This window comes from Nocardia sp. CA-107356 (assembly GCF_050946365.1).
Lineage (GTDB): Bacteria > Actinomycetota > Actinomycetes > Mycobacteriales > Mycobacteriaceae > Nocardia.
Window position 1 is genome coordinate 1,959,155 of sequence record NZ_CP191992.1, and the last position, 22,869, is coordinate 1,982,023.

A 22,869-nucleotide genomic window follows, 5' to 3' on the forward strand; every position below is an offset into this window, starting at 1 on the left:
AATGACGAAGCCCGACGACAATACTCAGAAGCTCGCTCAGGCGTTGCGTGTCTCGCTCAAGGAGACCGAGCGGTTGCGTGCCCGCAACCGCAAGCTCGACGCAGCCCTTCGCGAACCTATTGCGATTGTGGGTATGGCGTGTCGGTATCCGGGTGGGGTCAGTTCTCCTGAGGATCTGTGGAGGTTGGTCTCGGACGGGACCGACGCAACGTCGGAGTTCCCCGAAAACCGAGGCTGGGACACGGAACGCCTTTACGATCACACCGGCGAGACACCGAACAGCAGTTACACCCGCGAGGGTGGCTTCCTCCATTCCGCTGGCGAGTTCGATCCGGCGTTCTTCAATATCAGTCCCAATGAAGCCGCGCTGATGGATCCACAGCAGTTTCTGCTGCTGGAGACCTCATGGGAGGCGTTCGAGCGGGCCGGCGTCGATCCCGGCTCGCTGAAGGGAAGCCGGACCGGTGTGTGGGTCGGCATGATGTATCACGACTATCCGGCCAATGCGAATTCGGGATCCATCGCTTCCGGTCGAGTCTCGTATGTATTCGGTCTGGAAGGGCCGTCGGTCACCGTGGACACGGCGTGCTCGTCGTCATTGGTGGCAATGCATTCGGCTGCGGCATCGTTGCGGTCGGGTGAGTGTGATCTGGCGTTGGCCGGTGGTGTGGCGGTAATGGCTTCCCCGGAGACATTCGTAGAGTTCAGCCGCCAGCGGGGTTTGGCCCCGGATGGGCGGTGTAAGTCGTTCTCCGATACGGCCGATGGGGTGGGCTGGTCGGAAGGCGTTGGCGTACTGGTGTTGGAGCGGCTGTCCGACGCTCAGCGCAATGGTCATCAGGTTCTTGCGGTGATCGCTGGTTCGGCGGTGAATCAGGATGGTGCGTCGAATGGTTTGACCGCGCCCAATGGTCCGTCGCAACGGCGGGTGATCCGGCAGGCGTTGGCCAATGCCGGGGTGTCCCCGGTCGAGGTCGATGTGGTCGAAGCCCACGGCACCGGTACCACTTTGGGTGATCCGATCGAGGCACAAGCGCTTTTGGCCACCTATGGACAGGACCGTGACCCGGATCGGCCGTTGTGGTTGGGGTCGTTGAAGTCCAACATCGGTCACGCTCAGGCTGCGGCGGGTGTGGGTGGTGTGATCAAGATGGTGATGGCGATGCGCCACGGTGTGCTGCCCAAGACGCTGCATGTCGATGCACCCAGCACCAAGGTCGATTGGTCCGGCGGCCACGTCCGGTTGTTGACCGAATCGGTGGCGTGGCCGGAGACCGATCGTCCGCGTCGTGCCGGTGTGTCGTCGTTCGGTATCAGTGGCACGAATGCTCACGTCATCGTCGAGCAGGCCCCGGTGGCCGAGCCCGTGGTGGATCAGGATCCGGTGCCGGTGGCGAAGACTGTCCCGGCCGGTGGGTTGCTGCCGTGGGTGGTTTCGGCCCGCAGCGGTGAGGCTCTTGCCGGTCAGGCGGCTCGTTTGACATCGCATGTGGGCGAACACGATCCGATTGATATCGGTTTCTCGCTGGCGTCCACGCGTGCTGTGTTCGAGCATCGGGCTGTGGTCGTGGCCGAGGGCCGTGATGGTCTGCTGGCGGGGGCACGGGCGCTGGGGCGCACCGAAACCGCTTCGGGTGTGGTGTCCGGTCGTGTGGTGTCGGGTTCGACGGGTGTGGTGTTTTCGGGTCAGGGTGCGCAATGGGCCGGTATGGCTACTGAACTGCATGGTGCGTATCCGGTGTTCGCCGAAGCTTTCGATGCGATTGTCACTGAGTTGGATCCGCTGCTGGGGCAATCGGTTTCGTTGAGTGCGGCGTTGGCGTCGGAGGATCTGGTCGACCAGACGGTGTTTGCGCAGGCGGGGTTGTTCGCGTTCGAGGTGGCGTTGTTCCGGCTGCTCGAATCCTGGGGTGTGCGTGCCGACGTCGTGGCGGGTCATTCGATCGGTGAGGTGGCTGCTGCGCATGTGGCCGGGGTGTTGTCGTTGGGGGATGCGTGTGTGTTGGTGGCTGCTCGTGGCCGGTTGATGCAGGGGTTGCCTGCTGGTGGGGCGATGGTTGCTGTGGGTGCCTCGGAGACCGACGTGCTGCGGTTGTTGGTGGCTGGTGGGGTGTCGATCGCGGCGATCAATGGTCCGTCGTCGGTGGTGTTGTCCGGTGTCGAGGACGCGGTTTTGGCTGTTGTCGAGGCGTGTACCGAGCGTGGTTGGCGGACGCACCGGTTGCGTGTGTCGCATGCTTTTCATTCGGTGTTGATGGAGCCGATGCTGGCTGAATTCGCTTCGGCGATTGAGGGTTTGGCGTTCGGTCGTCCGAGTGTCGCGTTGGTGTCGACGGTGACTGGTGGCCGGGTGACCGATGAGATGTCGGATCCGTCGTATTGGGTGGGTCAGGTTCGTGACTCGGTGCGGTTCGCTGATGCGGTGACCGCGATGGCGGGTCTGGGTGTGTCGAGGTTCGCCGAGGTCGGGCCCGATGCGGTGTTGACCCCGATGATCGCCCAAACACTCGATGACGGGGCTGCTGCGGTGGTGGCGTTGGCTCGTCGGGGCCAGGCGGATGCGGCGGCCGTGCTCGGTGGAGTGGCCGGGTTGTTCGTGGCCGGCGCGCACGTCGACTGGGCCGGTGTGTACGCCGGTACCGGAGCTGAGCGAATCGACTTGCCCACCTACGCCTTCCACCATGAGCGCTTCTGGCTCGATGCCAAGCAGATGTTGGCCCAGTCGTGGCTGGGAGCCGAATTGGGTGGGGTCAGCTCTGTCGGGCTGGATGTGGTGGATCATCCGTTGCTGGGTGCTGTTGTGCCGCATCCGGATTCGGGTGGGGTGAGTTTCACCGGCCGGTGGTCGGTGGACTCGGTGCAATGGTTGGCCGACCACAGCGTGCTCGGCACCGTGCTGCTGCCGGGCACCGGATTTGTCGAGCTGGCCAGCTACGTCGGCGGTGTCCTTGGCTGCGCTGTGGTGGACGAGCTCGTCCTGCATACTCCGTTGACCCTGCCCGCCGAGGGCAGTGTCGCGGTACAGGTCGTGGTGGCCGCCGCCGATGAGGCGGGTCGTCGACGACTGAGTGTCCACTCTCGGCAGGCGGGCGAGGGTCCGTGGCTGCTGCACGCCGAGGGTGTGCTGGCGCCGGGTGAGGTGGTGGCTGATTTCGACCTCGCCTCCTGGCCTCCGGCGGGTGCGCAACCGTTGGACATCGATGGTGCGTATGACGAGCTGCTCGGTATCGGCTATGGGTATGGCCCGTTCTTCCAGGGTTTGCAGGCGGCGTGGCAGCGCGGTGCGGAGTTGTTCGCCGAGGTCGCGCTGCCGGATCCGCAGGAGGCCAAGGGTTTCGGGATTCATCCGGCGCTGTTCGATTCGGCGTTGCATGCCGGGATCGTTCATGGCCTTCGCGGTGGTGGCGAGGGTTTCCCGGCGCTGCCGTTCACTTGGAACCAGGTGGTGGTGCACTCGGTCGGTGCTAGCGCGGTGCGGGTTCGTATCGTGCTGCAAGGCAACAGATTCGCCGTGCAGATAGCCGATGAGCAGGGCCAGCCGGTGCTGTCGGTGGGTGCTCTGGTTTCTCGGCCCGTGTCGGCCGATCGCCTGGGCACCGACCGGGTGTCGGAGTCGCTTTTCGGTGTGGATTGGGTCACTGCTTCGTTGTCGTCGTCGGCGAGTGTCGAGCCGGACCGGGTGGCGGTACTCGGTTCCGGCCAGAGCTCTGCTGGGGTGCGGCGTTATCGCGATCTCGCGGCCTTGATCACCGATCTCGATGCGACTCCCGACTCGGTTGTTCCGGACTTCGTGTTGTTCGAGTGTCCCCTCCACGACGGCGTGCCGCCACAGGCTGCACGGGAGGTCGTAGGCGACGTCCTCGACATCGTTCAGGGTTGGCTGGCCGATACTCGTTTCGCTGGTTCCCGTTTGGTTGTGCTCACCGAACAAGCTGTCGCCGTTGCCGATTCCGAGCAGGTACGCCTGGATCAGGCGCCGGTGTGGGGGTTGCTGCGCGCCGCGCAGGCGGAACACCCGGGTCGATTCCAGCTGGTAGACCTCGATCAGAACGACCTGGATCAGGACCGTGACCCGGTCTCTGTTGCGACCGCAGCAGCGGCTGCCGCGGCGGAACCGGAGGCCGCGCTGCGCGGTACGACAATGCTCGTGCCGCGTCTGACCCGCCACGCACCCGGTGCGATTGCTCGACTGACCGAGCCTGGCACCGTCTTGGTGACCGGTGGCACCGGTGGTCTCGGTGCGGTGATCGCTCGCCATCTCGTGACCGAACATCGTGTGCGCCATCTGCTGCTGACATCTCGGCGTGGCCTGGATGCTCCTGGCGCTGCCGAACTGCGCGAGGAGTTGGTCGAGCTCGGTGCCGAGGTCACCATTGCCGTCTGCGATGTGTCCGATCGGGATGCGCTGGCCGCACTGGTCGACACCATCGCGGCCCGGCATCCGCTGGTGGGTGTGGTGCACGCGGCCGGAATCGCCGACAACGGTGTGATCGAGTCGATCACGCCGGACCGGATCGATCAGGTGTTCCGGCCCAAGGTCGATGCGGCCTGGCACCTGCACGAACTCACTCACGATCACGCGTTGTCGCTGTTCGTGCTGCTGTCTTCGGCGGGTGGGTTGGTGCTGGCCGCCGGTCAAGCCAACTACGCCGCAGCGAATGTCTTCCTCGATTCCCTTGCGGCGCATCGTCGCAGCTCGGGACTGCCCGCGACCTCCCTGGACTACGGACTCTGGGCGAGATCGAGCGGGCTCGGCGCGGAGCTGTCCGAACACGACTTCGATCGGATGCGCAGGCAGGGTTTCCCGCCCCTTTCCGAGGCCGAGGGTCTGGCGTTGTTCGATGCGGCGATAGCGACGGATACGGCCCAATTGGTGGCGCTGCGGGTCGATCCGGCCGTGCTGCGGACTCGCGGTGAGCAGATTCCCGCCCTGGTCCGCGCGATCGCACCGATCCCTGTGCGTCGGAATACCCGAACCCCAGCAGGTCAGGCATTCGCGCAGAAGCTGGCCGGTCTCTCCGATACCGATCGTAAGGGCGCCCTGCTCGACCTCGTTCGCTCGGTAGCTGCCGAGGTCCTCGGGCACGCCTCCCTCGATGCTGTCGAACCCGATCAAGCGTTCCAGCAGCTCGGATTCGACTCGCTCAGCGCTATCGAGTTTCGCAACAAACTCAACGCTGCGACCGGTCTGCAACTGCCTGCCACGCTCATTTTCGATCAGCCCAACCCGCGGATCGTCGCCGAGTTCATCGATTCCCAACTCACCGGCGGGGCCGTCGATGAGCGCACGATCAGCCGGGTCCGGTCCGACGACGAGCCGATCGCGGTGGTGGCGATGAGCTGCCGCTACCCCGGTGGAGTCGCCTCGCCCGAGGACCTGTGGAATCTGGTCGTCTCGGGGGCCGATACCACCGGTGAGTTGCCGGTGGATCGTGGCTGGGACATCGAGGGCATCTACGATCCGGAGCCCGGCAAGGCGGGGCGGACCTATACCCGTCAGGGTGGATTCCTGTACTCCGCAGCCGAATTCGATGCCGACTTCTTCGGCATCAGCCCCAACGAGGCCACGATGATGGATCCCCAGCAGCGGTTGCTGTTGGAGGTGTCCTGGGAGGCGTTGGAACGCGCCGGCGCCGATCCCGCCGTGTTGCGCGGCAGCTCGACCGGTGTGTTCACCGGTGTGATGTACCACGACTATGCGCAGGGAACCGGCACCGGTAGCAGCACTGCCGGCAGTCTGGTGTCGGGCCGCATCGCCTACACCCTGGGGTTGGAAGGCCCGGCCGTCTCGGTGGATACGGCGTGTTCGTCGTCATTGGTGGCCCTGCATCTGGCCGCGCAGTCGCTGCGGTCGGGGGAGTGCGATCTGGCGTTGGCCGGTGGTGTGGCGGTGATGGCCACCCCGGATATGTTCCTGGAGTTCAGCCGTCAGCGAGGGCTGGCGCCGGATGGACGGTGCAAATCCTTCGCTGACGCCGCCGATGGTGTCGGCTGGTCCGAGGGCGCTGGGATGTTGGTGCTGGAGCGTTTGTCCGACGCCCGCCGCAACGGCCATGAAGTCCTTGCGGTGATTGCCGGTTCGGCGGTGAATCAGGATGGTGCGTCGAATGGTTTGACCGCGCCCAACGGTCCGTCGCAGCGGCGGGTCATCCGCCAAGCTCTGGCCAATGCCGGCATCTCGCCGGTCGAGGTGGATGCGGTGGAGGCCCACGGCACGGGTACCACTTTGGGTGATCCGATCGAGGCGCAAGCGCTGTTGGCCACTTACGGGCAGGACCGTGATGCGGGTCGGCCGTTGTGGTTGGGGTCGTTGAAGTCGAATATCGGTCATGCCCAGGCTGCGGCGGGTGTGGGTGGTGTGATCAAGATGGTGATGGCGATGCGCCACGGTGTGCTGCCCAAGACGCTGCATGTCGATGCACCCAGCACCAAGGTCGATTGGTCCGACGGCCACGTCCGGTTGTTGACCGAATCGGTGGCGTGGCCGGAGACCGATCGTCCGCGTCGTGCCGGTGTGTCCTCATTCGGCCTCAGCGGCACCAACGCTCACCTCATCGTCGAACAGGCACCGGCAGCGGCCCCCGCTCCGGTGCCGGTGGTCGCGACGGTCCCGGCCGGTGGCTTGCTGCCATGGGTGATCTCGGCGCGTAGTGGCGATGCCCTTACTGAACAGGCCGGGCGCCTGGCATCGCATGTCGACGACCACGACCCGATCGACATCGGCTTCTCGCTCGTGACTTCGAGAGTGTTGTTCGACCACCGGGCCGTGGTGGTGTCACCTGAACGTGACGGCCTGCTGGCCGGTACACAGGCACTGGGCCGCAGCGAATCCGTTCCGGGTGTGGTGTCCGGTCGTGTGGTGTCGGGTTCGACGGGTGTGGTGTTTTCGGGTCAGGGTGCGCAGTGGGCGGATATGGCCGCCGAGTTGCGCGCGGCGTATCCGGTGTTCGCCGAGCATTTCGATACGATCGTTGCGCAGCTGGATCCGCTACTGGGACAGCCGATTTCGCTGAGTGTCGCCTTGGCCGACGATGATTCGGTCGATGCGACGGTGTTTGCGCAGGCGGGGTTGTTCGCGTTCGAGGTGGCGTTGTTCCGGCTGCTCGAATCCTGGGGTGTGCGTGCCGACGTCGTGGCGGGTCATTCGATCGGTGAGGTGGCTGCTGCGCATGTGGCCGGGGTGTTGTCGTTGGGGGATGCGTGTGTGTTGGTGGCTGCTCGTGGCCGGTTGATGCAGGGGTTGCCTGCTGGTGGGGCGATGGTTGCTGTGGGTGCCTCGGAGACCGACGTGCTGCGGTTGTTGGTGGCTGGTGGGGTGTCGATCGCGGCGATCAATGGTCCGTCGTCGGTGGTGTTGTCCGGTGTCGAGGACGCGGTTTTAGCTGTTGTCGAGGCGTGCACCGAGCGTGGTTGGCGCACACACCGGTTGCGGGTGTCGCATGCTTTCCATTCGGTGTTGATGGAGCCGATGCTGACCGAATTCGCTTCGGCAATAGAGGGTTTGGCATTCGGTCGTCCGAGTATCCCGTTGGTGTCGACAGTGACCGGTGGCCAGGTCGCGCACGAGATGTCGGATCCGTCGTATTGGGTGGGTCAGGTCCGGGACTCGGTGCGGTTCGCTGATGCGGTGACCGCGATGGCGGGTCTGGGTGTGTCGAGGTTCGCCGAGGTCGGACCCGACGCGGTGCTGACCCCGATGATCGCCCAAACACTCGACGATGGGCACGCGGGCGCGGCTGGTTCCGCATCGACGGTGGTGCCCTTGGCGCGTCGAAACCATGCCGATCCGACCACGGTGTTGGGTGGGGTGGCCGGATTGTTCGTCGCCGGCGCCGATGTGGACTGGGCCGGTCTGTACGCCGGTACCGGGGCCCAGCGAATCGACTTGCCCACCTACGCTTTCCAGCGTCGGCGTTATTGGATGCCCGAAGGGTCCGCCGGTAGAGGCGACGCTCGGGCGATGGGTCTGGTGGCTACCGGGCATCCCCTGGTCTCGGCGGTGGTGTCGCAACCGGATTCCGACGTGGTCGCCGTCAGCGGCAGGTTGTCGGTGCAGACGCATCCCTGGCTGACCGACCACAGGGTCATGGACACTGTGTTGTTCCCCGGCACCGGTTTTGTCGAGCTCGCCCTGAATGCCGGTGAGCGGGTGGGCTGTTCGAGTCTGGATGAGCTGGTGCTTCGGGCTCCGCTGGTATTGCCGGGGTCGGCGGGCGTTGCGGTGCGTGTCGTCGTCGGCGGCGAGGACGGCGGGGGCCGTCGCGGTGTGCGGATCTTCTCCCGCCCCGACGATGACGCCGATTCGGTGCCGTCGTGGACATTGAACGCCGAGGGCGTGCTCGCGTCGGGAGTTGACGGTCCGCCGGCGGAGCTGGCGCAGTGGCCGCCCGCCGGTGCGGTCGCCGTGGACATCGACGGTGTTTACGACTCCCTCGATGCGCAGGGCTACCACTACGGTCCGGTGTTCCAGGCGCTGAGTTCGGTGTGGCGCGGAGCCGACGGGCTGCTGTATGCCGAGGTCGAACTGCCTGAGCAGGCCCGAACCGAGGCGGAGCGGTTCGGTGTACATCCGGCGTTGCTGGATGCGGCGTTGCATGCCTTGCGTTTCGCCGATGACAGGTCGGCGCAGGGAAGCGGACTGGCGTTGCCGTTCGAGTGGTCCGGTGTCACTGTGCATGCGGCGGGTGCCGATGCGTTGCGTGTCCGGCTCACTCGCTCCGGCGAGCACGCGGTAGCTCTGGATCTCGCGGACTCGACCGGCGCTCCGGTGGCGACGGTGCGGCATTTGGCTTCCCGGCCGATCGATTCCGCGCAACTCACCACGGGCACCCCCATTGCTCGCACTGCGGTGTTCGATATCAGCTGGACACCGATCTCGGTGTCCGAGGGTGAAGTCGCCGCGGTTGCGTGGGCGGACCTCGCCGCCGAGAGCGAGCAGGTCCCGCAGGTGGTGGTGCTGGACTGCCCGACAGGTAACAATCCCGCCGCTGTTCGTGCTGCGACTCACGAAGTGCTGCAAGTGCTTCAGTCCTGGATTGCCGATCATCGGTTCAGTGAGTCGATGCTGGTTGTTCGGACCGGTAGTGCGGTATCGGTTGCCGGGGAAGATATTACGAACCTGGCCGGTGCCGCTGTGAGTGGTCTGGTTCGTTCCGCGCAGGCGGAAAGTCCTGGCCGGATCGTGTTGGTCGACACCGATTCCGGTGCCGAACTCGGTGAGCTGCTGGGCGGGATTCTGGCTGCAGCGGAGCCGCAGGTGGCTGTGCGTGATGGGCAGGTGCACAGAGCGCGACTCGCCCGAGTCGTCTCCACTGCCACGACCGCTGCGGCGACCGACTCCTTCGATCCGGATGACACTGTGCTGATCACCGGCGCCAGCGGCTACCTCGGTGGGTTGTTCGCGCGGCACTTGGTCGACGCACATGGTGTGCGCCGACTTCTGCTGTTGAGCCGCCGCGGTGAATCCGTCTCCGGCGCTGCGCAGTTGCGAGCGGAGTTGCAGGGTCTCGGTGCCGAGGTCGAGTTCGTCGCCTGTGATGTCGCCGATCGCGGTGCGCTCGCCGAGGTACTGGCCGGCGTGCCTTCCGAGCACCCGCTCACGGGTGTGTTCCACATGGCCGGTGTCCTCGATGACGGTGCCATCGCTGCGCTGACTCCAGCTCGGATGGATGCAGTGTTGGGGCCCAAGGTCGATGCTGCCCTGCACCTGCACGAGCTGACCGCCGATCTGCCGTTGAAGGCGTTCGTGCTGTTCAGCTCGGTGGCCGGCTCATTCGGCAATGCCGGTCAAGGCAACTATGCTGCGGCCAACGCGTGCTTGGACGCGCTGGCGGCACACCGTAGGGCATCCGGGCTCTGCGGCAAGTCTTACGCCTGGGGTCTGTGGAGCACGGTCGGAGGGATGGCCGCAGAACTCGGCGACGTCGACCGCCGGCGCATGGCTCGCTCGGGCTTGTTGCCGCTCTCGGAGGAACAGGGCCTCGCGCTGTTCGACGCCGCGACAGGGCTGGACACAGCCGCTCTCGTCCTTGCCCGTTTGGACCTGGATGCCATGCGCGGCGCGGGATTCGCCGCGCCCGCACTGTTTTCCGCGCTGATCCCGCATCGCCGCAAAACAGCCTCGGGCGCATCTACGGCGCTACGCACTCGTGTGGCGAACACTCCCGACAGCGAGCGGTTCGGTGTTCTTGTGGAGATCGTCCGTGGTCAGGTCGCCACCATCCTCGGTCACCAGAATGCGCATGCGATTGCGGCGGATAAGGCGTTCAACGAGCTGGGCTTCGATTCGCTCACCGCCGTCGAGTTCCGCAACGCCCTCGAAACCGTCACCGGCCTGCGGTTGCCGGCGACTCTGGTGTTCGACTACCCGACACCCCAGGCTTTGGCGAAATATCTGGCCGACGAGTTCGCCGGTACCAGCCGGGACGTCGAGGTCACCGCGAGCAGAGCTGTCGACGATGAGCCGATCGCGCTGGTTGCGATGGCTTGTCGTTATCCGGGTGGTGTCGCCTCGCCCGAAGACCTGTGGAATCTGGTCACCTCCGGTAGCGATACCACCGGTGAGTTGCCGGTGGATCGTGGCTGGGACATCGACGGTATCTACGATCCCGAACCGGGCAAGGCGGGCAAGACCTACACCCGCCGGGGTGGATTCCTGTACTCCGCAGCCGAATTCGATGCCGACTTCTTCGGCATCAGCCCCAACGAGGCCACGATGATGGATCCCCAGCAGCGGTTGCTGTTGGAGGTGTCCTGGGAGGCGTTGGAACGCGCCGGTGTCGACCCGGCGGTGTTGCGCGGCAGTTCGACCGGTGTGTTCACCGGTGTGATGTACCACGACTACGCGCAGGGGAGCGGGGGCAGCGCGACCGGCAGTCTGGTGTCGGGCCGCATCGCCTACACCCTGGGGTTGGAAGGCCCGGCCGTCTCGGTGGATACGGCGTGCTCGTCATCGCTGGTGGCAATGCATTGGGCCGCGCAGTCATTGCGGTCGGGGGAGTGTGATCTGGCGTTGGCCGGCGGTGTGACCGTGATGGCCACGCCGGAAACCCTGGTGGAATTCAGCCGTCAGCGCGGATTGTCGCCGGACGGGCGGTGTAAGTCGTTCTCCGACACGGCCGATGGGGTCGGCTGGTCCGAGGGCGCTGGAATGTTGGTGCTGGAGCGTTTGTCCGACGCCCAGCGCAATGGTCATCAGGTTCTTGCGGTGATCGCTGGTTCGGCGGTGAATCAGGATGGTGCGTCGAATGGTTTGACCGCGCCCAATGGTCCGTCGCAACGGCGGGTGATCCGGCAGGCGTTGGCCAATGCCGGGGTGTCCCCGGTCGAGGTCGATGTGGTCGAAGCCCACGGCACCGGTACCACTTTGGGTGATCCGATCGAAGCGCAAGCACTGCTGGCCACTTACGGGCAGGATCGAGCCACGGATCGTCCGCTGTGGTTGGGGTCGTTGAAGTCGAATATCGGTCATGCCCAGGCTGCAGCGGGTGTGGGTGGTGTGATCAAGATGGTGATGGCGATGCGCCACGGTGTGTTGCCCCGGACGCTGCACGTCGATACACCCAGCACCAAGGTTGATTGGACCCAAGGCCATGTGCGGTTGTTGACCGAATCGGTGCCGTGGCCGGAGACGGATCGTCCGCGTCGTGCTGGTGTTTCGTCGTTCGGTATCAGTGGCACGAATGCTCACCTCATCGTCGAGCAGGCACCGGCTGCGGCGGCGGAGTCGGTACCGGTGGTCGAGACCGTCCCGGCTGTATTGCCGTGGACACTGTCGGCGCGCAGTAGCGAGGCACTTACCGGCCAGGCTGCTCGGCTGGCGTCGTATGCGGACGATCACGACCTGGACCCGGTGGACGTCGGTTTCTCGTTGGCGTCCACGCGTGCTGTGTTCGAGCATCGGGCCGTTGTCGTGGCCGACAACCGTGATGGACTGCTCGCAGGTGTGCGTGCGGTGGCTGCCGGTGTGCCGGTACCGGGTGTGGTGTCCGGTCGGGTGGTGTCGGGTTCGACGGGTGTGGTGTTTTCGGGTCAGGGTGCGCAGTGGGCGGGTATGGCCGCCGAGTTGTACGCGGCGTATCCGGTGTTCGCGGAGCACTTCGATGGAATCGTTGCCCTCCTGGATCCGCTACTGGGGCAATCGGTTTCGTTGAGTGCCGCTTTGGTGAGCGAGGATCTGGTCGACCAGACGGTGTTTGCGCAGGCGGGGTTGTTCGCGTTCGAGGTGGCGTTGTTCCGGCTGCTCGAATCCTGGGGTGTGCGTACCGATGTGGTAGCAGGTCATTCGATCGGGGAAGTGGCTGCCGCGCATGTGGCCGGGGTGTTGTCGCTGGCGGATGCGTGCGTGCTGGTGGCCGCGCGTGGCCGACTGATGCAGGGGTTGCCTGCTGGTGGGGCGATGGTCGCGGTGGGTGCCTCGGAGACCGACGTGCTGCCGTTGCTGGCGGTCGGTGGGGTATCGATCGCGGCGATCAACGGCCCGGCTTCGGTGGTGTTGTCCGGTGTCGAGGACGCGGTTCTGGCTGTTGTCGAGGCGTGCACCGAGCGTGGGTGGCGCACACACCGCTTGCGGGTGTCGCATGCTTTCCATTCGGTGTTGATGGAGCCGATGCTGACCGAATTCGCTTCGGCAATAGAGGGTTTGGCATTCGGTCGTCCGAGTATCCCGTTGGTGTCGACAGTGACCGGTGGCCAGGTCGCGCACGAGATGTCGGATCCGTCGTATTGGGTGGGTCAGGTTCGTGACTCGGTGCGGTTCGCTGATGCGGTGACCGCGATGGCGGGTCTGGGTGTGTCGAGGTTCGCCGAGGTCGGGCCGGATGCCGTGTTGACCCCGATGATCGCCCAAACACTCGACACCGCAACCACAATCGCTCTCACCAGACGAAACAACGCAGACCCCGCGACCATGCTGACGTGCCTCGCCCGTTTGCACGTCACAGGTGCGACGGTGGATTGGACGAGCTACTACGCCGGCGGCGCGAAGATAGACCTCCCGACATACAGCTTCCAGCACCGCCGCTTCTGGATTGCGGGCCAACTGCACACCGGAGAGGCACACGCGCTCGGCCTGCGGTCCACCGAGCACCCCATGCTGGGCGCGTTGGTGGCGCAGCCGGAGAGCGGGGGCGTCCGGTTCACCGGCCGCCTGTCCACGGCTACCCATCCCTGGTTGGCCGATCATGACGTGCTCGGTACCGTACTGCTGCCCGGCACCGGATTCGTCGAACTGGCCATCCACGCCGGAGACCAGGTCGACTGTCCGGAACTCGAGGAACTCACGCTGCTGGCGCCGCTCGTGCTTCAGGGGCATGGCGGAGTGCAGATCCAGGTGATCGTCGGTGACGGTGACGAGTCCGGCCGCCGACGGCTCGACATCTACTCGCGCAATGACGAGGACGATCCGTCGGTCCCGTGGACCCACCACGCGGACGGCACCGTGAGCCCGAGCAGAGAGTCCGACGAACCGGAAGGCTGGGCCGACTTCGCTCAGTGGCCACCGGCCGGTGCTTCCGAGGTCGGGTTGGACGGCGCTTACGACGAACTCGCCGACAACGGGTACAACTACGGACCGGCCTTCCAAGGACTGGCTGCCCTGTGGCGTCGCGGGGAAGACCTCTTCGCGGAAGTTGCTCTGCCCGAGCAGACCTCCACCCAAGGCTATGGCGTGCATCCGGCGCTGCTCGATGCGGCCATGCACGCACTGCCCTTCGGTCTGCCGCAAGGCGGGGACGAGCATGCCGAGCGGCCGACCCTCGTGCCATTTGTGTGGTCCTCGGTGCGTTTGCATGCCGACGGTGCCAGGCGGGTGCGGGTTCGTTTGAGCCGGCCGAATCAGGGGGAGGTCAGTCTGGCGATGGCCGATTCCGGTGGCGCGCCACTACTTTCGGTACGGTCCCTCGCATTGCGTCCGTTGTCCCCCGAACTGCTCTCGGCTTCGATCCGGTCTTCGCATGACTCGCTGTACGAGCTCATATGGCGGCCCGGTCCGCAGCCGCGATCCGCGGTAGGAGTTGACTGGGCCGAGTGGGGCGCGGCGGAGTCGGCCTCGGTCTTCTTCTTCCGGCCCCCGGTCGACGGCCGTGAAGTGCCGGTCCGGTTGCGCACGGCTCTGCACCGGACGCTGTGCGTCATCCAAGAGTTCCTGAGCGAAGACCGTTACACCGCAAGCACGTTGGCCGTGATCACCGATACCGCGACCGACCCCGCCGCGGCTGCGGTGTGGGGTCTGGTGCGCGCGGCGCAAGCGGAGAACCCAGGGCGGATCGTGCTCATCGAGGCGCACGCGCAGACGGCAACGAATCATCTTGTCGCCGCGGCGATGACGGGTGAGCCGGAACTGGCTGTCCATGCGGATGGGACGCGGGTGCCGCGGCTGGTTCGTGCCGCATCGCCCGAACCGGAGCAGCGGGCACCTTGGGATCCCGAACGGACGGTATTGATTACCGGTGGTACCGGCGGGATCGGTCGCCACATCGCCGAACACCTTGTGCGCGAGCACGGTGTGCGACACCTGCTGTTGGCCGGCCGACGCGGACCAGCGGCCGCCGAGGATCTCATCGAAGAACTCGACGCGCTCGGCGCCCGGGTTCGCGTATCCGCCTGCGATGTCACCGACCGTGACGCGTTGGGAGACCTGCTGGCCTCGATACCCGGGCAGCATCCGCTGGGCGCGATCGTCCACGTGGCGGGCGTCGCCCACAACGGCCTGGTCGACACCTTGACGCCGGAGCAGATCGACTACTCCCTCGGCGCCAAGGCCGACGCCGCCTGGTACTTGCACGAGCTCACCCGTGACGCCGGGTTGTCCGCCTTCGTGATGATCTCCTCGGTGGCAGGTTCGATACTGGCTGCCGGTCAGGGCGGTTATGCGGCGGCCAACGTATTCCTCGACGGTCTCGCAACCGTCCGTCACGCCGAAGGCCTGCCGGCCACCTCACTCGCTTACGGCCTGTGGGACATCGCAACCGGACTGTCGCAGTGGCTCAGCCAGGCCGACCGGCAGCGCATGCGCCGCCAAGGTCTGCCGCCGCTGGCCGCGGACAAGGCGCTCGAGCTGTTCGACGCGGCAGTGTCTACAAACCGTCCGGTACACCTACTGGTCGAGATCGACCTTGCCGCACTGCGTGCCCGGGACTCGGTGCCCGCGCTGCTGCGCGACTTGGCCAAGCGGACCGGGCGTCGGCAGAGCACCGGAACGCAGGATGCGGGTGCACTCCGCAGACGACTGGCACAACTCTCCGAGTCCGAACAGGAACAATGGCTCCGGACGCACATCCTCGAGCACGCGGCGAGACTGCTGGGACATGAGAGCGCTGAGGCGCTCGACCCTGAGCGGGACTTCCTCGAATCGGGGTTCGACTCACTGGCTGCCATGGAGTTGCGAACCGCGCTCAATGCCTCCACCGGCCTGACGCTGCCGACCGCCGCGATCTTCGATCACAAGACGCCGGCGGCGCTGGCCCGATACCTGCAGAAGGAGCTCACCACAGACTCACGAAGCGGCAATGAGCACGTCGGCGAGGACGACTCGCTGTACGGGATGTTCCGTGGCGCGGTAGTGAATGGCCAGGCCCTCGAGGGCTTCGCCCTGTTGCGGGCGGCGGCGGTGCTGCGCGAGCAGTTCTCCTCGGCAGCCGAACTGGACCGACTGCCGGTGCCAACGCGACTCGCCGCGGGCCCCGCCCTGCCACGCATCATTTGCCTCGCTCCGCCGCTGGCCACCGGCGGCGCACATCAGTACGCGCGGATCGCATCGCACTTGCGAACTGCCCGTGACGTTTTGGCGCTGCCTGCGATCGGTTGCCGGACGGGAGAGTCACTGCCGACGACGCCGACGGCGGCCTCGGAAGCATTGGCGCGCTGCGTCCTCGAGGCGGCGCAGGGAGATCCGTTCGTGCTACTCGGATACTCCTCGGGCGGACTGTTGGCCTACCTCGTCACCGAGTACCTGGAAGCGGCTGGTGGCCCAGCGCCCGCCGGTGTCGTCATGCTGGACACCTACAAGGTGGACGACGATGGTGAATGGCTGCTGCGAGCGATGGCCGAACATATGGTGTCGAACGAAGCGACGTTCGGTCGCTTCGACCAGGCCCGGCTGACCGGCATGGGCCGGTATGTGCAGCAGCTACAGGAGATGGTGCCCGGCTCCGTCGCCACGCCGACCTTGTTCGTCCAGTGCGCCCGGACCTTCCTGGGGAGCTCATCGGATCGCGTGGACTGGCAGGCCGAACCGTGGGATTCAACGCATACCGTTGTGTCGGTGGAGGCTGACCACTTCACGATCCTGGAAGACGGTTCGGCGGATGTTGCCGAAGCCATCGAGGGGTGGCTGGAGAGCTAGGACAACGACCGGGTGGGCGACGTGCTCACCCGGTCGTTCCGGCCTAACTCGACAGCGCTCGAGCGCAATGATCGCGAATCAGCTGTCCTACCGCGCGGCAATTCGAATCGATGAAGAAATGACCGCCCGGAAATGATTTCGCGAAGAACCCTCCGGAGGTGTGCGATCCCCATGCCTCGATTTGCGCGAAACTCGCATCGGAGTCGCGGTCGCCGACAATTGCGACGATAGGGCTGCTGACCATCGCGTCCGTACTGCACTCGTAGGTCTCGATGGCTCGGTAGTCGTTCCTGACGATCGACAGGATCAGCTCTCGAAATTCAGGATCCTCGAGCAACGCAGATGGGGTACCGCCGAACCGCACTAGTTGCTCAGCGAGTTCTCGATCGTTCAGCAAATGCACTCGCAGTTCAGGTAGTGCCGCCGAAGGCGCGCGCCGACCGGACGCGAACAGGACCCTCGCGCTCGAACCCAATTCGTGCTCGAGCCGCCTGCCTGCCTCGAAAGCTACGACAGATCCCATGCTGTGCCCGAACAAGGAAAAATCCTGGGCACCGCCAACTGCTTCCATCAGCTCGGGAAGCAGGCCATCGACGAGGTCCGAAATATTCCCTACGAGCGGTTCACGTCTTCTATCTTGTCGTCCCGGATACTGGACAGCAAGAACCTCGTACTCCGACCCGACGCATTCGGCCAATCGTCCGAAAGACATGGCGGAGCCGCCGGCATGGGGAAAGCAAACCAATTTATGTGATCCATCCCTCGGCGAGGGGGACAGGCGACGTAGCCAGCTATTACCCATAGGGTGGAGAGCCTTTCGTTACGAGCTAAACGTTCGATGGTGTGTGCGTGAGCCGCACCACCGAACTCCAAGGCATCCACGACTTTTCGACCGACTTGCGGGGATCCGGCTCCGGGAAGAGCGTGAACGGCTTCATGAACCAGGGCAGCCGGTGGTACCGGTGCGCCGTCCAGGCCAGCGATTCCACCTCGTCGGCCGTCCAGCCGAGGTCGGCGAAGAAGCTCAGCGGATCGACCGGACCGAACCGCCAGGGGGCGTTGGCCAGCAGTCCGGTGGTGGATTTGTTTATCCGCTTCACCAGCGCTTGGTTGTTGACATCCACTACCCACCAAGCGATTTCAGGACGAGCGAGCGCGGTGGCCAAGCTGGTGACATCGTCGTCGGTGAGGTAGTAGACCAGACCCTCGGTGAGCACCAGCGCCCGCTCCGCACCCGCGAGGGCCTCGTCCAGGAACTGCCGCCGCGCCTCGGGATCGGCGAGATCCACCGCCGTGCGGGTGAGTGCGCAGCGCGGCGACTCACCGGCCAGCAGCGTGTTCTTGTCGGCGACCAATTCGGGGAGATCGGCCTCTATCCATGGGAATTCGGCGGGCAGATCCAGCCGGTACGGGCGGGTATCCATACCCGCGGCCATATTGATCACCCGATCGCAGCCCTGCGCGATGGTCTTCATGATCAGGTCGTCGATGATTTTGGTTCGGGTGACCAGGTTCCAGCCATTGTGCATCAAGCGCGGTCCGTGGCCGACTATGGCGCGGCCCCGCTCCCCGGCGACCAGGTCGGCGAGGGGATCGTGGAAAAGGGCATCGGGCCGGGCGGATTCGAGGGCGCGGTAGGCGGCTACCCATCGGGCGGTGTCGGAAACGTTGGTAATGAGTTCAGCAGTCTCGGCCACAGTGCAGTCTTGCACAGCAAACGAAACGCTGCTGAATGGTTACGGGCATGGAAGACTGGGTACTCGATTCAGTTTTCCCGTGGGATGCAGGTGTTCGATGAAGGCGCGGTATGCGGTCAGATGGGCAGCCGAGCACGGGTTGCCGCGGCTGGGGTTGCGCGCGCTGCACCGCTCGGGCGACCCGTTCGCCCGGCTGCTCTGTGGCGAGGAAGGCCGCACCGATCCGTATTCACTGATCGAGCAGGTGCGTGCGGCGGGCGGGGTGCAGACCACGCGGACCGGATACGCCGCCTACGATTACCAGCTGTGCCGGGCGATCCTGCGCGACAGAAGATTCGGCGTGCGCACCCCGATCGACCCCGCCGTGCCCGCCCCGCTGCGCCGCTACGCCGAGCGAGTCGTGTTGCCGCCCAACCCGATCGAAGCGCCGTCGATGTTCATGATGGACCCGCCGGAGCACAGCCGGTTGCGCAAGCCGGTCGCCTCCGCGTTCACTCCGCGCGCTGTCGCCCGGCTGGGCGACCGGGTGCGTGAGGTGACCACCGAACTACTCGACGCCATGCCCGCGCACGGATCGGCCGACCTGATCGGCGATTTCGCCGCGCAAGTCCCCATCGCCGTCATCGCCGAGATGCTCGGTTTCCCCGCCGCCGACCGCGAACTGTTCCTGCGCTGGGGTGACGTGGTCACCCCGCTGCTGGACGTCGGAATCTCCTGGCGGGCACACCGGCGCGCGATGGCCGCGACGGCGGCGATGCAGGGTTATCTCGCTGCCCACATCGAGAAGTTGCGCCACGAACCCCGCGAGGACATCTTCAGCGTCCTGGTGTCCTCGGGCGAACTGAATACCACCGAGCTGATGGCCAGCGCGAACGTACTGATGGGCGCGGGCTTCGAGACCACGATGAACCTGATCGGCAACGCGATCCCGCTCCTGCTGGCCCACCCCGACCAGCTCGACCTCGTGCGCGCCGAGCCGCAGCGCTGGCCGGGCGCGATCGAGGAGGTGCTGCGGTTCGACCCGCCGGTGCAGATGACCGCTCGCCGGGTACTGGAACCGGTGGATCTCGGTGCGGGCGTTCACCTTCAGCCAGGGAAGTCGATCATCGTGTCCCTGGCAGGCGCCAACCGTGATTCCGCGAAGTTCCCCGATCCGCATCGATTCGACGTCACCCGTGCCAATGCCAAGGAGCACCTCTCGTTCGGCTCCGGCATCCACGCCTGCATCGGCGCGAGTCTGGCCAGGTTGGAAGCGGTCCACGCACTGCCCGCCCTGTTCGAGCGGTTCCCCGACCTGCGCCTCGACGGCGACCCACGCCGACGCGGCCTGTCCACCCTGCACGGTTATGAGCACATGCCTGCCCGGCTGGGGCGACCGGCGGATGCGCGGGCCGTCCCGTCCGCGCCATCCGGCGACCGCATGCCCGGCAGCTGACACCTGGGACGGGCGCTCAGCCCTGCCAGCGATACGGGTAGCTGCCAGGTGGCCCGGTGGCAGATCGGCGGCTTCGCCTGGAAACGGCGTCGGAGCTCCCACGCGCGGTCTGTGCCACGGACAGCGACCAGCTTCGGCAGACGACGTTGAGCTGGTCGCTGCCGGTGGCGGTCAGCTGCGGCGTGAATGTTCGGCGGTCACTGAGCCGACCTTCCGTACCGCGCGAGGATTGCGGCGCCGAGGGCGACCTGGCTGAGCGACCGTATTACTACGCTCGGCGGATCGCCCGCGGGATGCTCGGCGAGGAGTGTATGTCGATTTCTACGTCGGTGATCGGGTAGGCGACGCAGGAGTGGGTGTAGCCGAACTGGTTGTCGGACAGTCGGAGTCTGGACTCGGATGCCGTGTGCACCTCACCCTTGACGATGCGTACTCGGCACAGGCTGCATTCGCCCGAGCGGCAGGCGGCTTCGGGTCGGATCCCGTTGTCTTCCAGGGCATCCAACAGCGGGCGGCCGCTGCGCGTGCGGAAGCTGGTGTCGCCCACGGTAACCGTGACTTCCGCTGCGGGGTCGGCGGACGCGGGCCAATGCGGTTGTGCGGTCGGGTCGCTCGGTGCTCCATTGGCCTCGAAGCGGATTCGCTTGCGCGGCTGGCCGAGTGCGGTCAACTGCTCGACCGCGTAAGGATAGAGCGCTTGGGGGCCGCAGACATAGACCATCCGGCCGTCCAGCGGGCCGGTCAGGTCCTGGATGGTGTCGGCGGTGAGGAATCCGGTGCGGCCGGTCCACTGCGGAGTGGGCTCGGCGATGACGTGGTCGACAGTGATGCCGGGGTGTTCGGCGATGCGGGAGTCCAGTTCCGTGCGAAAGATGATGTCCGCGGCATCGCGCGAGCCGTAGATCAGGTGAAAGGAGCGCTCGAGTCCGAGTTCTACGATCTCCCGGATCATGCTCATGGCCGGGGCGACGCCGGAACCGCCCGCCAGGAAGACCACCCGGTCGCCGTGGAAGAGCGGGTTGTGGTGGAAGGTGCCCATCGGACCGGTCGTGGTGAGAAGGTGCCCGATTCGCAGGGTGTCGATCAGCATATTGCTGATGCGTCCGCCGGGAACCCGTCGCACGGTGAGGTCGTAGTGGCCGAGCGTGGTTGGGCTCGACGATATTGCGTAGGGGCGGCTGGTGCTGTCGGTGAAGACGTTGACGTATTGGCCCGCGGAGAACGGCGGGAGGGCGTCATCGGTGTGGTTCTTCAGTCGAAAGGTTTTGGTGGTCGCGGTCTCATCGATGATGGCCGCGACCCGCAGCAGCAGCCGCTTGGGGTGGTAGGCGTCGATGGTGGCGCGCGTTTCGGTGGTGTAGTCGCGGGTGTCGGGAATGCGGGCGTCGATCTCGGTCAGGATCTCGGCCGCGCCGTCGAATCGTTCTGCGAGTGGGTGTTTCATGATTGCTCCGTTTCAGGCGGCCTTGGTGCGCAGCAGGCGGCGGGCGACGCGGGCGCCTGCCTCGAGGGTGGGCTGGAAGCCGCCGATGCCGGCCCAGGAACCGGCGAGGTGCAGTCCCGGGACGTGGGTTCGGCGTTCACTGTCGCGGAACAGCCAGCCTTCGGTGGCGTCCTGGTCATAGCCGTAGATCGCGCCACCCGGATGACCGAGGTAGCGCATCATGGTCAAAGGCGTTGCGACGTCCACCTCTTCGATGGCATCGCGAATACCGGGGGCGACGGTCTCGACGAGGTCGAGCAGGGTTTCGGCATAGGCGAATTTCGTACGCGCGTACTCCGAGGGGGCGAGGTTCCGCCAGATGTCGGCGTACTGCAGCGTCATCAGGCTGACGTGGGTGGCGCCAGCTGGCGCGAAACCGATGGGCGCGACATCGTAAGAGCTGACGCAGATTCCGCGTGCGGGCTCGAAGGACTTCCACGCGTGGTAGGTGCGGTCGTCGTCGGTGTCCATATTGACGAATGTGGTGCTGGTGGTGAAGCCGAGCTCGGCCGGTGTGGCGTCCAGGCCCATATGCAGTACGAAGCCGGAGACGCCGATTCGCCTGGTGGACAGGTCTTCTCGCACCGCGGCGGGTATGTCGATCCCCTCGAGCATTCCGTATGTGATGGGCAGCGAAGCATTGGACACCACATCCGGCGCGGTGACCTCGGACCCGTCTTCCAGCCGTACGCCGAGTACCTGCCCGCTCTCGGTGAGGATGGCCTCGACCCCGGTATTGAACCGGACCTCACCACCCGCCCGCAGGAAGGCGTCGAGGATGGCCGTGGACATGGCCTGAGAGCCGCCGCGCACATGCCATGGCTTGAATTCGAAGTAGGCGAACAGTGTCAGCGCCAGATCCTGGAACCGCAGCTTCGATGGCGGCTGCCCGAGGTAGGTCCAGTACATGCCGAGCGCGACCTTGATGCGGTCGTCGTCGAAGTACTCGTCGAGCACCTGCTGCAGCGGCCGCAGGCCGTACTTGAACAGCACCGGGTCGATCTGCTCGACGGGCATCCTGCGCATGGCCGCTATCTGCCAGAACGTCACCTGTTTGAGCAGATCGAAGAACTTCGCGACGCGGTCCCGATTGCCCGGGAATTCGGCCTCGATGGCCTCGATGGCCGCATCCCAGTCGGCAGGCAGCGTCAGGTCCAGCTGTCCGGGGACGACGGCCCGGTAGATGTCGTGCTCCTGTACGAATTCGAGCTCGTCGGCAATGCCGAGTTGCTGGAACAGTCCCTCGCGCAATGAGATCGGCTGGCCTTCGACGCCAACGCCGGACAGCTGGTGCAGTGCGGTCTCGAACTCGAAACGTCCACGGCGGAAGGAGGTTCCGCAGCCGCCGGGGATATTGTGCCGCTCCACCAACAGGGTTCGCGCGCCCGCGCGCTGGAGGGTGGCGGCGGCGGTCAGTCCCGCATTGCCCGCGCCGATGACGATGGCGTCGTAATCGTTCATGCTCCGGCCGCCTCGCGGTCGAGCTCGGCAGTGGCCTCGGCCTTGATGCGCTCGAACTGCTCGGCCATACGCGCGGCCAGTGCGCTGGCCGCGGACAGCGGCCGCACCATGACCATGAAGTCGTCGATCTTCCCGTCCGCGTCGAAGTGCAGGAAATCGCAGCCGGTGAGCTGCTTACCGTCCACCGTGGCTTCGAAGACCAAGGCGTGGTCGCGGCCGTTCGCGTCGGCGATCTCGCGCACGTAGTGGAAGTCCTCGAAGACGCGTATCACCGCGCGCAGGATGGCGGCGGTGATGGCCTTGCCCGGGTAGGGCTTGAACGCCACCGGACTGGTGAATACGACATTGTCGGCCAGCAACGCCTCGATGGCGGCCTCGTCGCGAGCCTCGATGGCTGCCCGAAAGGGATGCATGCTGCACCTTTCATAGTCAACTAATTGAGTAGTACTTG

At 65.7% G+C, this 22,869-nt stretch carries 7 protein-coding genes; 2 read left to right on the plus strand and 5 right to left on the minus strand.

The genetic code is table 11. From position 1 onward, the window contains the following. Nucleotide 1 precedes the first annotated feature (1 nt). A complete protein-coding gene (locus ACQP1G_RS08840; protein ID WP_433200632.1) occupies nt 2-16,342 on the plus strand; it encodes an SDR family NAD(P)-dependent oxidoreductase in 16,341 nt (5,446 codons plus the stop codon). A 43-nt stretch (nt 16,343-16,385) separates the two neighbouring features. On the opposite strand, the gene ACQP1G_RS08845 is transcribed toward ACQP1G_RS08840, so the two are convergent. Together ACQP1G_RS08845 and ACQP1G_RS08850 are read right to left on the minus strand one after the other, a co-directional pair. After that, a complete protein-coding gene (locus ACQP1G_RS08845; RefSeq protein WP_433200635.1) occupies nt 16,386-17,144 on the minus strand; it encodes a thioesterase II family protein in 759 nt (252 codons plus the stop codon). Nucleotides 17,145-17,169: 25 nt separating this feature from the next. Beyond that, a complete protein-coding gene (locus ACQP1G_RS08850; RefSeq protein ID WP_433200638.1) occupies nt 17,170-18,039 on the minus strand; it encodes a class I SAM-dependent methyltransferase in 870 nt (289 codons plus the stop codon). Between the two features lie 97 nt (nt 18,040-18,136). Between ACQP1G_RS08850 and ACQP1G_RS08855 the strand changes: the two genes are divergently transcribed. Continuing rightward, nucleotides 18,137-19,474, plus strand: coding sequence for a cytochrome P450 (locus ACQP1G_RS08855; RefSeq protein ID WP_433200641.1), 1,338 nt, complete (start codon nt 18,137-18,139; stop codon nt 19,472-19,474). Between the two features lie 268 nt (nt 19,475-19,742). Here the strand turns inward: ACQP1G_RS08855 and ACQP1G_RS08860 are convergent, their stop codons facing one another. From ACQP1G_RS08860 to ACQP1G_RS08870, 3 genes are read right to left on the minus strand one after another with little or no spacing between them, the layout of a single operon-like run. After that, nucleotides 19,743-20,918, minus strand: coding sequence for an FAD-binding oxidoreductase (locus ACQP1G_RS08860; protein WP_433200644.1), 1,176 nt, complete (start codon nt 20,916-20,918; stop codon nt 19,743-19,745). A 12-nt stretch (nt 20,919-20,930) separates the two neighbouring features. After that, entirely contained in the window at nt 20,931-22,418 is a 1,488-nt protein-coding gene (locus tag ACQP1G_RS08865) for a phytoene desaturase family protein (RefSeq protein WP_433200647.1), read from the minus strand. Next, a complete protein-coding gene (locus ACQP1G_RS08870; RefSeq protein WP_433200650.1) occupies nt 22,415-22,831 on the minus strand; it encodes a nuclear transport factor 2 family protein in 417 nt (138 codons plus the stop codon). Before ACQP1G_RS08870 ends, ACQP1G_RS08865 begins: the two co-directional genes overlap by 4 nt. Between the last annotated feature and the right edge of the window lie 38 nt (nt 22,832-22,869).

Bases quoted from the DNA above. Each gene is read 5' to 3' on its own strand.
- ACQP1G_RS08855 (WP_433200641.1), top strand. From the start codon at position 18,137: ATGAAGGCGCGGTATGCGGTCAGATGGGCAGCCGAGCACGGGTTGCCG.
- ACQP1G_RS08870 (WP_433200650.1), bottom strand. From the start codon at position 22,831: ATGCATCCCTTTCGGGCAGCCATCGAGGCTCGCGACGAGGCCGCCATC.
- ACQP1G_RS08860 (WP_433200644.1), bottom strand. From the start codon at position 20,918: ATGAAACACCCACTCGCAGAACGATTCGACGGCGCGGCCGAGATCCTG.
- ACQP1G_RS08840 (WP_433200632.1), top strand. From the start codon at position 2: ATGACGAAGCCCGACGACAATACTCAGAAGCTCGCTCAGGCGTTGCGT.
- ACQP1G_RS08845 (WP_433200635.1), bottom strand. From the start codon at position 17,144: ATGGGTAATAGCTGGCTACGTCGCCTGTCCCCCTCGCCGAGGGATGGA.
- ACQP1G_RS08865 (WP_433200647.1), bottom strand. From the start codon at position 22,418: ATGAACGATTACGACGCCATCGTCATCGGCGCGGGCAATGCGGGACTG.